Origin of the sequence: Aeromicrobium sp. Sec7.5 (assembly GCF_036867135.1) — a bacterium.
GTDB lineage: Bacteria > Actinomycetota > Actinomycetes > Propionibacteriales > Nocardioidaceae > Aeromicrobium.
The window spans coordinates 556,874-571,194 of sequence record NZ_JBAJIJ010000001.1 but is presented as its reverse complement, the minus strand read 5'-3'; the positions used below and the strand labels follow the sequence as shown (position 1 = coordinate 571,194).

Here is a 14,321-nt window from a genome sequence, read left to right as displayed (position 1 = left end):
CAGCCCACCGGAAGGCCTTTTCACCCATGACCATCGTCGTCACCGGAGCCGGTGGATTCATCGGCGGCCACCTCGTCGCCGACCTGCTCGCCCAGGGAAAGAGCGTCCGCGCCGTCGACGTCAAGCCCCAGGACGAGTGGTACCAGGTCCACGAGGCCGCCGAGAGCATCGTGGGCGACTGCTCCGACGCCCGTCAGGCCCACACGTTCGCCGAAGGGAGCGAGGAGATCTACAACCTCGCTGCCGACATGGGCGGCATGGGCTTCATCGAGAACAACAAGGCCGAGTGCATGCTCTCGGTCCTCACGAGCACCAACATGCTGGTGGCCGCCCGCGCCGCCGGCACCAAGCGCTTCTTCTACAGCAGCTCCGCCTGCGTCTACGCCGGGGACAAGCAGACCGACCCCAACGTCACCGCCCTGAAGGAGGAGGACGCCTACCCGGGCGATCCCGAGGACGGCTACGGCTGGGAGAAGCTGTTCAGCGAGCGCATGGCTCGTCACTTCCGCGAGGACTTCGGGCTCGAGACGCGTGTCGCGCGCTACCACAACGTCTACGGCCCCGAGGGCACGTTCGAGGGTGGTCGTGAGAAGGCGCCGGCCGCCCTGTCGCGCAAGATGGCGTGGGCCAAGCTCACCGGCGAGCACTCGATCGACATCTGGGGCGACGGCGAGCAGAGCCGCAGCTTCATGTACATCGACGACTGCGTCCGTGGCTCGCAGGAGATCCTCGCCGGCGAGAACGTCGAGCCGGTCAACCTGGGGTCGTCCGAGCTCGTGACGATCAACCAGATGGTCGACATCCTCGAGGACATCGCGGGCATCAAGCTCGAGCGCACCTACAAGCTCGACGCGCCCCAGGGCGTGCGGGGCCGCAACAGCGACAACACGATGTTCCACAGCATCTACGGCTGGGAGCCCTCGATCACGCTGCGCGACGGCCTCGAGAAGACCTACGGCTGGATCCACGACATCCTCGCCGAACGCGTCTGACGCACCCGCACCATCCACGGCGCCCGTCCGGACCTCCGGGCGGGCGCCGGGCCGTCTCCACGGTCCTCACCTCGACCCGGACCGGCCGCCCGACCGTGGTGAACGACACGCGACCACTCGCCGCAGCGCCGGTCCCGAGGTCGACCGAGCGCCCTCAGCGCCGCCCGCGGGCCACCGGCGAGGCCTCGACGGCCCGGGTGAACGACTGGGCCGCGTACTGCAGCCACTGCTGGGTGCCCGCCGCGGTCGCGGAGCCGTAGGCCTCGAGCGCGCTGCGGTAGCCGTCGGGCTCGGCGGCGTGGCCGGCCTCGGGCACGGTGACCGACGCCGGGTCGACGCCGGTGACGACCATCACGAGTCGCTCAGCCGCCCGGGCGACGACGCCGTTGTGCGTGCCGAACGCCCCGGCCGTGACGATCTCGGCGTGCACCAGGGCCGCGATCACCAGGCCGGGAGCCGTCGTGGGGCGTCCCAGGACCTGCGCGAGGTTGCCGAGCCGGGCGACGCCCGCGGGGTTGACCGGTCGACCGGCGTCGCCGGCGCCCAGCGTGGCCAGCGAGTGCATCCGCGCCACGGCCTGCACGGGCGACCGGGACCAGGTGGGGACCAGCGAGAGCAGCTCACCCGACAGCCGCAGCGCACCGCGGGCCGTGGCGTCGCCCTCGCCCTCCGCCAGGGCGTCGGCCGTGACCGGCGCACCCTCGAGGGTCGAGCTGGCCGCGGCGCCGAGCAGGAGCGAGCCGGCGGTGTCCTCCGGCGTGGTGCGTCGCAGGCCGCGGTCCCGCAGGACCGTGTCGATCCCGTCACGGGTGCTGGCGTACAGCGAGGGCAGTCCCTCGAGGGCGGCGGCGGACCCGAACGGGTCGGCGCTCGAAGACTCAGGTCCTGACACGCCCCGCAGCGTACCTCTGCACGTCGGCTCGGCCTGTACCGTCCGGAGGGTGGGTGAGGCACCGGTCAACCGTCACAGCGCCGTCGGCCACGACGACGCGTCGGCCCGCATGGCCAAGTGGCTGGCGGGCGACCGTCTGGCGTGCGTCCTGCACCTGGGCGACAGCACCATCGCGTACCACCTGGCCGACCAGGGCCACGAGGTCGTCGTCGCCGGTGACGACGTCCGGGGCAGTCGCCACCGCGAGGTCCAGTACGTCCGCGCCTCGGGCGACCGGCTCCCCTTCGCGGCCAGCTCCTTCGACGCCGTCGTGGCCCCGCACCTGCACGAGTCGCCCACGGCGCTGGCCGACATCGCCCGCGTCCTGCGACCCGGCGGCGTCGTCTCGACTGTCGAGCGCACGCACGACGAGTCCCTGCCGTGGGTCCGACGCCTGCGCGACATCGTGGGCCAGCGCAGCCGGTCGGACCGGCCCGTCGTCGACGCCCTCGGCGCGACGGGACTGTTCGAGGATCTCGAGTCCACCGACCTGGCGCAGTGGCAGACGCTCGACCTGGCCGGTCTGCTGAGGTTCGCCTCCGAGATCGGCACGCAGCCGGTCGGCGAGAACGCGCTGGCCCGCGTGCGCGAGGCCTTCAGCGAGGTCACGGCGCACACCGGTCACCTGCGACTGCGGCACATGACCCGGTGCCTGCGCGCCACGGTCGTCAAGGTCGACGAGCCCACCGACACGACGCCGCCGGCCGAGACCCTGCTGTTCGACCTGCGCTGAGCGACGACTCGCTGCTGGACCGGCGGTGGGCCAGCAACTCTCTGACCCGACCATGAGGTTGCCCGCTCACCGCTCCTTCATGGCGCAGGTGACTGAGCACCCCTACGCCTCCGGGAATGGTTGCTGACTCACCGCCCCGGCACCGGGTCAGGCGCCGTGGCGCTCGGCGATCAGCCGGTCGACCGTCGCGGCGACGCGGGCCGGGTCGATCTCGATGTCGGCGAGGATCGCGTTCATCGGTGAACCCGGTCCGTACCGGGTGACGTCGCCGTCGACGAGGTACTCGTAGTGCGCGTCCGGGATCGACCGACTGATCGACCAGTAGCACTGGTTGACGTAGGCGGCCGTGAAGAGCTCCAGGACCGTGACGCCCGCGGGGGCGAACAGCAGGTTCGTGAGCGCGGCGCCGTGCGGGCCGACGACCATCTCGGCGGCCGAGAAGACGTCGATCTGCTCCTGCGGTGACAGCCCGCCCGGCTCGACCTTCTCGAAGCCGCGCTCCTCGAGCAGCGCCCAGAGCTCGTCCTCGCGCACCACGCGCCGACTGTTCGGCTGCGTCCCCCGGGTGACGTAGAGCCGACGGGGGCGCGGATCGGATCCGGCCTGCGGCCGCAGGTGCTCGCGGACCCAGGCGACCGTGGACGCGGGAGCGATCTCGAGCACATTGGGGATCGAGGGCACGAACAGACGGTCGGCCCGGACGGCGAGGTCGGGCGCGTCCTCGACGACGGGCAGGTGGCCGTAACCCGCGATCTCCAGGAGGGTGCGCTGCCAGCCGCGCGCCTGCGGCACCAGGACCGTCGGGTCCGGGGCCGGGTCGGGCACGGCGTCGGCGTACACGCCCAGGCGGGGCAGCACGTCGGTCAGGAAGTGGTAGTAGTTCGCACTGCCCCGGGTGGCGAGCACGAGGAGGTCGCCCTCGACGTGCTGCACTGCGGGCAGGCGGCCCTTCAGGAAGAGCGGGTGCTCGCGCCACGTAGGGGTGCCGAAGTACGGACTCGACTCCGCGTCGAGCAGGCCCGTGCGGCTGATGACCGCACCGGTGCCGCCCACGACCGTGCCGCCCGGCACCTCGAGGCAGAACGACGGCGGCACGACGGCGCGGTCGGACCGTGCGAACACCCAGTGTCCGGCCGGCTCACCGGCGGGCGCCTCACGGACCAGCGGCGTCTCGGGACGGAAGCCGTGCACCACGACGCCGGCGCCGGGGTGCGACACCCACCCCTCGACCGAGGTCACGGCGCCGCGCGGCGCCGCACGCTCACCCAGGAACGGACCGAGCCGGCGCGCGACGAGACCGACGGCGAACGTCAACAGACGATGAACTCGCTTGGCGTACGGCCAGAGCGGCTGCAGCCGCGACGGCAGCTTGCTCACGGCGACCTACGACCGGGGCGCCGGGCCGGACTCGTCGTCGCGAGACAGCCAGGCCAGGCCGAGACCGTCGGAGTACGGACGGCGGTCGACGACCTTCAGGCCCGCGCGCGTGAAGAATTCCTCGAGCTCATCCCACGAGTGGCCGGGCAGGTTGTGGTACTCCATGACGACGCGGCTGACGCCGGCCCAGTCGGCCGGGTCGGAGCCGAGCACCATGTCGTACTCGCCCCCCTCGGTATCGATCTTCACGATGTCGGCTGACCGGCCGCTGACCATCAGCGCCTCGCGCATCGACACCGCCGGCACGGTGACGCGCGGGACGTCGACCTCGTCGAGGTGGAGCACGCCGTTGTGGCCGCTGGCCGCGCCGTAGTCGGCGATCTCGAGCGTGCCGGCCTCGGCGCGCACCGCGAGGTTGTTGCCGTGCACGCGACCGTCTTGGCCGTTGAGCTGGATGTTGCGCGTCAGGTACCCCGAGGTCGTGGGGGAAGCCTCGTACGAGTCGACCCGCGCTCGGGGCAGACGGGCGGCCGCGGCGACGGAGAAGCATCCCACGTGGGCGCCGATGTCCAGGACGTTGGCGTCAGCACGGATGCCGGCCGTCAGCCAGTCCAAGCGGTACTCGTCCTCGACGAGGATCTCGTAGACCGGCACGCGGGCACCGGCCTCGTTCGGGATGACGAGCTTGACGCCGTCCCTGGTGTGGTACTCGATCTCGGCCGGGCTGCCGGTTACGGCATGGCGGGCGATCGCGCCGAGGACCCCGACGCCGTTGGAGAAGCCCCCCACGGTCTGCCGCACTCGTCGTGCGACCAGCTGCGTGCTTCTCGCCATCTCGACACCTCACAGGTAGGGCGGCGCAAGGCCGCACGGTCGGCGTCCACCGGGCCCGGTCGCCGTCGAGGAGTATATCGATCCGGACGCCCAGCGGACGCAACTCGCGGAACGCGTGGCCATCGTCACGGGTGGGCTCCGAGGTAGTCGGCCGCCTCCTCCACACCCGTCGCTAGACGGCGAAGATCAGTCTCCACCATGCCTTCGACCAGCGTCTCGAAGTCAACGAGCGGCTGCCACCCGAGGCGCTCGCGGGCCCGCGAGGAGTCGCCGAGCAGGCTCGAGGCCTGGATCGTGCTCCACATCGCGGGCTGGAGGTCGACGTGGTCGAGGGCGTCGTCGCGGCCGACGGCCGCGAAGGCGACCCGCAGCATGTCGCGCAGGGTGTGGCTCTCCCCCGTCGCCACGACGTAGTCGGCCGGGGAGTCGTGGTCGACCGCGGCGACGAGGGCCGCGGCGACGTCACTGGCCGAGCCCCAGTCGCGCTCGACGTCCAGGGCCCCGAGGGTCAGACGTGTGGGCCGCCCCAGCGAGACCTCGGCCGCAAGCCGCGCGATCCGCCCGGCGATGAACTGCCGGCCGCGGAACGGGCTCTCGTGGTTGAACAGGATGAAGCCGCACCCGAAGACCTCGTGGCGGTCGCGGTACGCGTTGACGGCGTAGTGGGCCGCGCTCTTGGAGACCGCATACGGCGTGCGCGGGTCGTGGGCGACGACCTCGGTCAGCATCCCGGATGTCTCCGGCCCGAACATCTCGGCACTGGACGCCTGGATGAAGCGGGGCGCGAACCCCGCATCGTCGCGGAAGCGCACGACCGCCTCAAGCATCTCGACGACGGCGACGCTGTTGGTCAGCATGACCTCGGTGGCGGCCTTCCAGCTGGCCTGGACCGCGCTGAAGCCGGCGAGGTTGTAGATCGCCTCGGGCCGGTACCGGCGCAGGAGCGCGGCGAAACCCTCGACGTCGCGCTGATCGTGCTCCACGACCTCGACACCGCCCAGGTACGGCCGCATCCGGTCGACGCTCCTCGACCCTGGTCGGGTCGTGCCGACGACGTGCCACCCGCGGTCGATCAGCAGGCGCGACACGTACATGCCGTCCTGGCCGGCGACCCCGGTGACGAGGGCGACCCGGGCCACCGGCTCGGAGGCTGTCATGGCTCGGAAGTCAGTCGACCCGGCGCAGCCAGAGCGATGACGGCGGGTTCGCGTCCTCGCTCAGCGGCGTGTAGTCGTCGAACAGGCCGGTCAGGACCGACTCGTCGGTGTGCCGGATCATCGGCGCCGAGAGCAGGACCTCGTAGGCCGAGTTGAACGTCAGGAAGGTCTGCACGACCATCGCCTCGTTCCAGTACACGGGCCAGCGCTCGCCGAACAGCCAGGTGTCGGCCGGGTAGGGGCCGTTGAACGGGAAGTGCACGTCGTGGATGTGCACCAGCACGCCGGGCTTGAGCCGCGGCAGCACCTCGAGGAACAGGTACGCGACATCGCTGTCGATCTTGAGGGCGTGCGAGGAGTCGATGAACAGCACGTCGCCGGCCTCGAGCTCCTCGAAGGTCGCGAAAGGCACGTCCTGCACGAATCCCTCGACCAGGGAGAAGTCCGGCAGCGTGCGCAGCGCGTCGAAGGGGTACGGCTCGATGCACGTGATGGCCAGCGGCGACCCCTCCTCGGCGTTGCGCGCCGCCGCGAGGGAGGCGTAGTACGTCGACAGTCCGGAGCCGACCTCGAGGTAGCGGCGCGGCTTGTGCTCACGGAGCATGAAGTAGAGCGTGCGCGAGTCGAGGTGCGGGTACCCGGGCCCGAACCCGAGGCGCGTGTTCGTGAGGAAGTCACCCGTGGTCTCGCGGTACTCGGCGTCCCAGGCGTCGGCGAGCTGCGTGAGCCGCGCGACCAGCGCGGGCACGTCGATGTCGATGCCGACGAGCTCGCTCGGCTTGTCCCAGCGCTCGCGCGTCTGCTCAATCTCCTCCAGCACCGGGAGCGTGGAGTAGTAGTCGGCTCGCTTGACGATGTTGAAGCCCAGGGCCCCGAAAGCCTTCCGGGTCAGGCGGACGCGGCCCTTGCGGACCCCGAACACGACACGGTCCAGACGCTCGACGACCGGGGAGGGAAGAACACGGGCGGCACGCTGCTTCGCCGACGGACGGGCGGGCGTGGCGACGGGGACGGGGCTCGACATGGCTGCATCGTACGGAAGTCCGGCGCCGCTCACGGACGTTCCCGCGAGGTGTCTTCGGACACGAGGTGGGACTGGGTCGCGGCCCACGCCGAGATGTGACCGGCGAGGCGCTCGCCGACGAGACGGTGCAGCTGCGGGGAGTAGTGGAATCCGTCGGGCGTGGCGCGGTCGAGGTCACCGTCGAAGTGCTCGTCGACCAGGTCCTGGACCGCGACGTGCCGCACGTGCGGGAGGTCGAGCCGGTCGACGAGGCCCGCCACGGCCTCGTTCATGACCTCGATGCGACGGGGCATCCCCGGGAACCAGGAGCGCACCCGGGGACTCGGCGGCAGGAGCTCGACCAGCAGCACCATGGGGCTCGCGACCTTCTGCACGTGGCCGATGTACGTCTCCAGGTCGGCGACGACCCTGCGGGGGCGCCTCGGACGCAGCCGCGTGGGCTCGAGGCGGGCGTCGATGGCCGCCTGGAGCCGGGCGAGGAACTTCCAGGCCGGGCGCAGCACCGCGCGCCGGTAGAGCAGCGCCGCCCGGCGCGGCTTCCCGCGCAGGCTGTTGGCGTGGATCTCGAGCCACCGCGGCAGGATCAGGTGGATCGTCTCGTAGTGGCCGTAGACCAGCACGATCGCGTCGGGCGAGAAGCCGACGACCTCCTGCTGCCAGGTGGCCAGGATCGTGTCGGTCTTCTCCGAGGCCATCGTGGACGTGCGGAGGTCGACCGGTCGCCCCCCGGCCAGCAGCTCGGACTCGATGACGCGCGGCACGATGAAGTCCTGGCGCGGACCGTTCATCCAGGACGTCCAGCCCACGGTCGACGCGCCCTTGACGAGGACCCGGATCGGCAGGGGAAGGGACTGCGGCATCGGGTCTCTCCGTATCGACGAGCGGCAACGACGATCACCGGTCACGACCGGCAGGCGCCAGTATGCTCTACGCGTGACGGAGGCGACGAACGACACGACCTCCCCCGTCCGGCCCCTCCGTGACGCCCTCACCTTCCTGCTGATCGTGAGTGCCACGTTCGGCCTGCAGCTCCTCACGCTCGTGACCGGCATCATCATGGCGCGGCTCCTGGGCGTCGAGGGCCGAGGCGTCATCGCCCTGGTCCTGGCCGTCAGCGTCTTCGCCGCGCAGCTCAGCTTCGGCGGCTGCCTCCCCCCGGCCATCACCAAGCTGCTCGCCGAACGCGGGGCCAACGCCCGCGACGGTCTCGGCCACGTCTTCCGCCGGCGTGGCTGGCTGCTGCTCCTCCCGTGCCTGGTCGCCGGCGGCCTGATGCTGGTGCTGCTCGACGACGGAGCAGCAGGTCAACGGTTCGAGATTGCCGTCATCGCGGTCGTCGTGACCCTGCAGACACTGTTCTTCTCGATCATCGGCGGGGCGATGCAGGGCGAGGGACGCCTCGTGCGCATGGCCTGGGTCGCACTGACCCCGCAGGGGCTGTTCACGATCGCGCTGGCGGTCGTCGCGGCGCTCGACTGGGGCTGGAGCGCGACGGACGTCCTCCTGGCCTACATCGCGACCGGTGTGCTCAGCGTGCTCGTGGCCATGGCCTCGCTGCTCCCTGCCGAACGTGGTGACGACGTCGGAGCCGAACGACGGGTCCCCGAGGCATCGCTCTGGTCCGAGGCCCGAGGCAACTACGTCAGCGGCGTGCGCCCCCTCGACGGTCTGGGCCTGGAGCGGATCCTTGTCGGTGGACTGCTCGGGACCACGGCGCTCGGTCTGTTCGCCACCGGCCTGGCCGTCTCGAACCTCTGCCGCCTCGTCAGCAACGCGGTGAGCGTCGTCGTCCTGCCGCGGGTTGCCGCTCACCAGGGCGACCCCGCCCAGCAGCGCGCCGTGGTCCGCCGCTGGTTCACGATCTCGCTGGTGCTGGTGGGCGGGATCGTCGCCGTGCTCGAGCTCCTCGTGGAGCCGGTCATCCGGCTGGCGTTCGGCGAGGAGTTCGTCGGTGCCGTCAGCGTCGCGCGTTGGCTGATCGTGGCCGACGGCCTCCTGGCTCTGCGGCGCGTGCTGATCGCCGCACTCCAGGGCCAGGGACGCGGTGGCGTCGCCTCCTGGGTCGAGCTGGCCCTGCTACCGGTGCTGGTCGTCGGCATCGCACTCTCGGCTCTGCGTGAAAGTCTCGACGGGGTCGGCATGAGCCTCGCGGCCGTGGGGCTGCTGAGCTGCCTGGCCCTCGGCCGAGCAGTCTTCCGTGCGCCATCCGCAAGGCACCGCGGGCGAGCGACTAGCTGTACTCAGCAGAGACGTTGGTGACGGTGGGGTCTTGTGAAAGGTGAGGACCTCCGGGCTTAGTGGAGATGTCGAAGTCGCCCACAGGCCCAGGAGGTCCTCGTGTCCCACGCTAATGCCCGTTTGAACATTCATGGTCGTCGTCTGCTCGCCAGGCGGGTGATCGATGACGGCCGGCCGGTCGCCCATGTCGCGAAAGAGCTGGGGGTCTCACGGCAGTGCGCGAGCCGGTGGGTCAATCGGTTCCGCACCGAGGGCGAGGCCGGGCTTCGCGATCGGTCGTCGCGTCCGCGTCGCCAGCCGCGGCGAACACCAGCGGTGATCGAGGCCGCGGTGTTGACCCGTCGCCGGACTCATCGTGAGGGCCCCGACGTTCTCGGTCCCGAGCTGGGTGTCCCCGCCCGGACGGTCGGGGCGATCCTGGCCCGTCACCGGGTCCCGCTGCTGCGCGAGTGCGACCCACTGACCGGAGACGTCATCCGCGCCTCGAAGACCACGTCCCGGCGTTATGAGCGCGAGTTCCCGGGCGATCTGATCCACATCGACGTCAAGAAGATCGGCCGGATCCCCGACGGCGGCGGCTGGAGAGCGCACGGTCGCCAGATGGGATCGACCTCCGCGGCCAAGAAGGCCCGCATCGGATTCGACTACGTCCACGCCGCCGTCGACGACCACTCCCGGTTGGCCTATGCCGAGATCCTGCCCAACGAACAAGGACCCACCTGCGCAGACTTCCTGCGCAGAGCCGGCGAGTTCTTCGCCGCGCACGGCATCACGATTCGTCAGGTCATGAGCGACAACGCCCTGAACTACACCCGCTCGAACGACTTCGCCGCCGCCATCGAGGAGCTCGGCGCCAAGCACATCACCATCCGACCGCACTGCCCCTGGCAGAACGGGAAAGTGGAGCGCTTCAACCGCACCCTGCAGGTCGAGTGGGCCTACCGGCAGGTCTTCACCAGCAACACCGCCCGCACCGAAGCCCTTGCACCCTGGCTCGAGCACTACAACAATCAACGACGCCACTCAGCCCTCGGAGGACGACCCCCGATCAGCCGACTGTCATGAACGTGTCAGCCGAGTACAACTAGCTCGTCAGGCCGCCGTCGACGACGATGACCTGGCCGGTCAGGTAGCTGCCGGCGGGGTCGGTCAGGAACTGGCACACCCGCGCGACGTCGACCGGCTCGCCGAGACGACCGGCCGGTGTGCGGCGCTCGATCTGGCCCATCTGGCCCTCGTCGAGGCCGTGGCTCATCTCGGTGCGCAGGTAGCCCGGGGCGATGCCGTTGACCGTGATGCCGCGGGAGCCCAGCTCACGCGCCATCGAGCGGGTCAGGCCGTCGAGCGCGGCCTTGGTGGCGCTGTAGACGCCGAGCCCGCGGTAGCCGGACCGGCCGACGATCGAGGAGATGTTGACGATCGAGCCGGACCGGCGGGCCAGCATGCGACGGCTCACGAGGCGCGACATGTAGAGCGTGCCCTTGATGTTGAGGTCGACGACGATGTCGATGTCCTCGTCCGAGGCCAGGCCGAGGATGCCGTCACGCGCGACGCCGGCGTTGTTGATCAGGACGTCGACGTGGTCCCACGTCTCGATCACGGCGTCGACGAACGACTTCGCGTCCTCGGAGCGCGACAGGTCGGCCGTCGCGAAGAAGAAGTGGTCGGGGTGCTCGGTGCGCCACCGCTCGACCTCGGGCGTGACCGAGCGTGCGCACGCAGCGACGCGGTCGCCGGAGGCGAGATAGGACTCGACGATGCCGGCACCGAGCCCGCGGCTGCCGCCGGTCACGATGACGACCCGCGGCTCGCGGGCCTGGGTCTGGACGTTCTCGGTGTGCGTGGTCACGGTTCTCTCCTGAGGATCTTGCTGCCCTTGGTGGCGATGTCGTCGACGAAGGTGATGCTGCGCGGTCGCGCCGCAGGTGCGAGGTCGGCGCAGGCGGCCTTGAGGGCCGCCTTGAGCTCGGCCTGGTCGGTGCCGGGGGCCGCGACGACCTCGAGCGCGACGATCGCGCCCGTCATGGCGTTGGGACGTCCGTAGACCCGTGCCATGACGACGCCGTCGACCGCGGCGACCCGGTCCTCGATCGGCAGCGGGTGCACCTTGACGCCCCCGACGTTGATGATCTCGGACGTGCGTCCGCGGAAGTGGACGCGGTCGCCCACGATCTCGACGCGGTCGCCGGTGGCGCGCCACCCGTCGGCCTCGACGGCGGGCTCGCCGTGGTAGCCGAGCATGCCGGTGCGGGATCGGATCCAGAGCTCGCCTTCGACGATGCGCATGTCGACGTCGGCGTCGTCGCCCCGGTCGAGCACGTCGACCGACAGGCCCGCCCGGCCGTCGCGCATGGATCCGGTCGAGCCGAACTCCGAGGCCGCATAGACCTGCGACACGGAGGCGTCGGGAAACGCCGCCCGCAGCTCGCCGAGCAGCGGGCCAGGGATCGCCTCGCCGCCGAGCGTGACCTGGCGCAGGCCGGGCACCGGTCCGCCGTCGGAGCGCAGCTGCGCGACGAGGAAGCGCCAGTAGGTGGGGGTCGCGCTCGCGTGGGTGACGTCAAGCGCCCGCATGGCCTCGAGACCCTCGATCGGTCGGCGCGGCGCGGGGGCGACGAGCACCGAGCCCGCGGCGGCGACGTGGAGCAGCACCTGCAGGCCGGCGAACTGGTGCAGGCCGAACGCGAGCAGCCAGCGCTCGTCGGGCGCCGGGCGCACGCGGGCCGTGCCCCGCACGAGGCGGTTCCAGTCGTGGCGGACGCCGCGCGGGGCCCCCGTGGTGCCGGTCGTGAGGACCAGGTGGGGGCGCACGCCGCCGGGCGGCGTGGCGTCGACCTGCACGTCCGCCCCGGGCGTCGCGCCGTCGAGGAGTGCCCGGGTGGGAAGCACCTGCGCCGCGAGGCCCTGCAGGTCGTCGCGATCGGTCACGAGCACCTCGTGCTCGAAGCGCTCGACGAGGGACCGCAGGTCGTCGGGCGAGTCGGGCGGGTACTGGCAGGCCTCGGCCCCCACGAGCGACGCGCCGGCCAGCAGCGGCAGCACGGCGGCGGCCTCGACCTCCGCGATCGCGAACCGACGGATGCCGCGCTCGGTCAGCGCCGCGGCGACACGAAGGGCATCGTCGGCCACCTGCGCGTAGGTGCGCCGGTCGTCGTGGGTGACCACGGCGACCCGGTCGGGGTCGACCGCGGCGACCCGGCGGAGCAGCTCGTCCAAGGGTCGATCAGGCGCCGGCGTAGAAGGCGAGGATCTCGCCGAGCGTCTGCGGCATCTCACCGATCGAGTACGGGTCGCTGCCGTGGACGTCCTCGAGCGTGGCCGAGAGCTCCGCGGTCTCGAGCGAGTCGAGCTCCGCGCCGTCGGCGTACAACGGCGTGTCGGCGCCGAATCCCTCCGGCAGCTTGTCGATCGACGTCAGGAACTCGGTGACGGTCTTCTGGACGTCAGCGGGCGCAGTGCTCATGGTCCGGGGGTTCTCCTAGCGATGTCGTGGTCCGCGGCGGACCCACGGGGGCGACGAGTCGGTTCATCCTGCCATGCCGGACGGGACCGGCAGGAGGGTTTGGCCCGCGCGGGGGCGGACGTGGGTCACACGGGGCGGTGCTTCCTCGGATCAGTGGGGGCGGGTCGCCGAGACCAGGCCGTAGCCGAACGTGCCGTCGCGCCAGAACGCCTCGAGGATGTCGCACGAGCGGACGAACGCCGAATGCCCGTCGACGCCGATCAGGTCGACCACGGCGTCGTGGTTCCGGTCGGCGTTGGCCCGCCACCGGTCGAAGGTCGGCAGCGTCGCGGCCGTGAGGTCCTCGCGCCGGTCGACCACCAACCCGTTCGACGCAGCGAGCTGCTCGTAGTCGTCGAGCGTCGCGAAGTGCGCGTCTCCAAAGGCAGCACGCAGCACCGCGAAGTCGTCGCGGCGCTCGCGTACCTCGGCGAAGGGGATCTCGCGCCATCGGACGAGGTCGCACAGCACGAACCGCCCGCCCGGACGCAGGACCCGGGCGCACTCGGCGACCAGCGCCGCCTTGTCGCGCATGAGGTGGGCCGACTCCAACGCCCACGAGCGGTCGAACTCGCCGTCGGCGAAGCCGTTGGCAGTGCCGTCGCGCTGCTCGAAGGTCACTCCGGCGACGCCCGCCTCGGCGGTGCGCGCGCGAGCCGTCTCGACGCCGACGCCGCTCGTGGTGATGCCCACGACCTCCACGCCGAACTCCGTGGCGATCGCCCGAGCCGGCGTGCCCGAGCCGCAGCCGACGTCGAGGACGCGCAGCGGATGCCCGTCGACCCCGGGAGCCGTCAGGTCGGCGCCGTCGATCATGCGCCGGGTCAGGGCCGCCGTGGCGACCGCGAGCGGCTCGTCGCCGGTCTCGAAGACGCCGTAGTGCAGCTCGTCACCGAGCAGGAGCTGCCAGGCGGCGGTGACTCGGTCGTAGTGCGACTGCGGGTCGTAGGCGTCGGTCGTCATGCGTCCTCCCGGGTTCCCACGCGGCGCGCCGGCGAGCCCATCACGACCGCGCCCTCGGGAACGTCGGAGAGCACGACGGAGTTCGCACCGATCATGGCGTTGCGGCCGATGGTGATCCCGCCCACGAGCACGGCGTTCGCGCCGATCAGCACACCGTCGCCGATCGTCGCGAACTCCTGGACGCGGCCGGGCTTGTCGTCGTAGTAGCGCGCGGCGCAGGTGACGCCGCCCGCGAAGGTGACGTCGTCGCCGATCACCAGGCCGAAGCCGATCGTGACGCCGACGGGGTGGGCCAGCATGAACCCGGTGCCGACCTTCATGCCCGCGCCGAAGTCAGCACCCACGACGACGTTGCCGAGAGTGCGGAGCTGGTCGGCGAGGCGACCGTGCCCCTTCTCGAAGAGTCGCTGCTGGGCCCGCAGGATCAGGGAGGCCAGGAGGCCGGGGACGCTCGGGACCCGCAGCACGACCTTCAGCCAGCTCGGCGAGGAACCGGGTCGGTACCGCACGAAGTCGGAGAAGACGAGCTCTCGGAATCCCGGCTGGTCGGGGGCGATCGTCACGCGGCGA

Annotated in this window: 15 protein-coding genes; 4 read left to right on the top strand and 11 right to left on the bottom strand. The window is 71.3% G+C overall.

What is annotated here, in order from left to right; genetic code table 11:
- Nucleotides 1–26 precede the first annotated feature (26 nt).
- Nucleotides 27–992: an NAD-dependent epimerase/dehydratase family protein gene (locus V6S66_RS02930; RefSeq protein ID WP_334205267.1), complete on the top strand. Its 966-nt coding sequence runs from the start codon at nucleotides 27–29 to the stop codon at nucleotides 990–992.
- 154 nt (nucleotides 993–1,146) lie between these two features.
- On the opposite strand, the gene V6S66_RS02925 is transcribed toward V6S66_RS02930, so the two are convergent.
- A complete protein-coding gene (locus tag V6S66_RS02925; RefSeq protein ID WP_334205266.1) occupies nucleotides 1,147–1,884 on the bottom strand; it encodes an oxidoreductase in 738 nt (245 codons plus the stop codon).
- Nucleotides 1,885–1,933: 49 nt separating this feature from the next.
- Between V6S66_RS02925 and V6S66_RS02920 the strand changes: the two genes are divergently transcribed.
- Nucleotides 1,934–2,656, top strand: coding sequence for a class I SAM-dependent methyltransferase (locus V6S66_RS02920; RefSeq protein WP_334205265.1), 723 nt, complete (start codon nucleotides 1,934–1,936; stop codon nucleotides 2,654–2,656).
- Between the two features lie 147 nt (nucleotides 2,657–2,803).
- Here the strand turns inward: V6S66_RS02920 and V6S66_RS02915 are convergent, their stop codons facing one another.
- From V6S66_RS02915 to V6S66_RS02895, 5 genes are all read right to left on the bottom strand, one after another.
- On the bottom strand, nucleotides 2,804–4,033 hold the full coding sequence (locus V6S66_RS02915) for a glycosyltransferase family 61 protein (RefSeq protein WP_334205264.1): 1,230 nt from the start codon (nucleotides 4,031–4,033) through the stop codon (nucleotides 2,804–2,806).
- A 6-nt stretch (nucleotides 4,034–4,039) separates the two neighbouring features.
- Entirely contained in the window at nucleotides 4,040–4,867 is an 828-nt protein-coding gene (locus V6S66_RS02910) for an FkbM family methyltransferase (RefSeq protein WP_334205263.1), read from the bottom strand.
- Between the two features lie 125 nt (nucleotides 4,868–4,992).
- The gene (locus V6S66_RS02905; protein WP_334205262.1) at nucleotides 4,993–6,024 is read right to left on the bottom strand and encodes a GDP-mannose 4,6-dehydratase; all 1,032 of its coding nucleotides are present in this window, start codon (nucleotides 6,022–6,024) and stop codon (nucleotides 4,993–4,995) included.
- 10 nt (nucleotides 6,025–6,034) lie between these two features.
- Nucleotides 6,035–7,048 (bottom strand): class I SAM-dependent methyltransferase, encoded by a 1,014-nt coding sequence (locus V6S66_RS02900; protein WP_334205261.1) that lies wholly within the window; start codon nucleotides 7,046–7,048, stop codon nucleotides 6,035–6,037.
- Nucleotides 7,049–7,077: 29 nt separating this feature from the next.
- Nucleotides 7,078–7,908, bottom strand: coding sequence for an SGNH/GDSL hydrolase family protein (locus V6S66_RS02895; RefSeq protein ID WP_334205260.1), 831 nt, complete (start codon nucleotides 7,906–7,908; stop codon nucleotides 7,078–7,080).
- 73 nt (nucleotides 7,909–7,981) lie between these two features.
- Here V6S66_RS02895 and V6S66_RS02890 point away from each other — a divergent pair, with 73 nt between their 5' ends.
- Nucleotides 7,982–9,307 carry a lipopolysaccharide biosynthesis protein gene (locus V6S66_RS02890; RefSeq protein WP_334205259.1) on the top strand — a complete coding sequence of 442 codons (1,326 nt, stop codon included), beginning with the start codon at nucleotides 7,982–7,984 and terminating at the stop codon, nucleotides 9,305–9,307.
- A gap of 78 nt (nucleotides 9,308–9,385) precedes the next feature.
- The gene (locus V6S66_RS02885) at nucleotides 9,386–10,351 is read left to right on the top strand and encodes an IS481 family transposase (RefSeq protein ID WP_334205258.1); all 966 of its coding nucleotides are present in this window, start codon (nucleotides 9,386–9,388) and stop codon (nucleotides 10,349–10,351) included.
- Between the two features lie 19 nt (nucleotides 10,352–10,370).
- Here V6S66_RS02885 and V6S66_RS02880 read toward each other — a convergent pair whose 3' ends face one another.
- From V6S66_RS02880 to V6S66_RS02860, 5 genes are all read right to left on the bottom strand, one after another.
- Complete coding sequence (locus V6S66_RS02880) at nucleotides 10,371–11,135, bottom strand: SDR family NAD(P)-dependent oxidoreductase (protein ID WP_334205257.1); 765 nt, start codon at nucleotides 11,133–11,135, stop codon at nucleotides 10,371–10,373.
- A complete protein-coding gene (locus V6S66_RS02875) occupies nucleotides 11,132–12,502 on the bottom strand; it encodes a class I adenylate-forming enzyme family protein (protein ID WP_334205256.1) in 1,371 nt (456 codons plus the stop codon). The genes V6S66_RS02880 and V6S66_RS02875 overlap by 4 nt, the downstream gene beginning before the upstream one ends.
- Nucleotides 12,503–12,509: 7 nt before the next feature.
- Nucleotides 12,510–12,749, bottom strand: coding sequence for a hypothetical protein (locus tag V6S66_RS02870; protein WP_334205255.1), 240 nt, complete (start codon nucleotides 12,747–12,749; stop codon nucleotides 12,510–12,512).
- Nucleotides 12,750–12,899: 150 nt separating this feature from the next.
- On the bottom strand, nucleotides 12,900–13,751 hold the full coding sequence (locus V6S66_RS02865; RefSeq protein WP_334205254.1) for a methyltransferase domain-containing protein: 852 nt from the start codon (nucleotides 13,749–13,751) through the stop codon (nucleotides 12,900–12,902).
- Nucleotides 13,748–14,314: a serine O-acetyltransferase gene (locus V6S66_RS02860; RefSeq protein WP_334205253.1), complete on the bottom strand. Its 567-nt coding sequence runs from the start codon at nucleotides 14,312–14,314 to the stop codon at nucleotides 13,748–13,750. Before V6S66_RS02860 ends, V6S66_RS02865 begins: the two co-directional genes overlap by 4 nt.
- Between the last annotated feature and the right edge of the window lie 7 nt (nucleotides 14,315–14,321).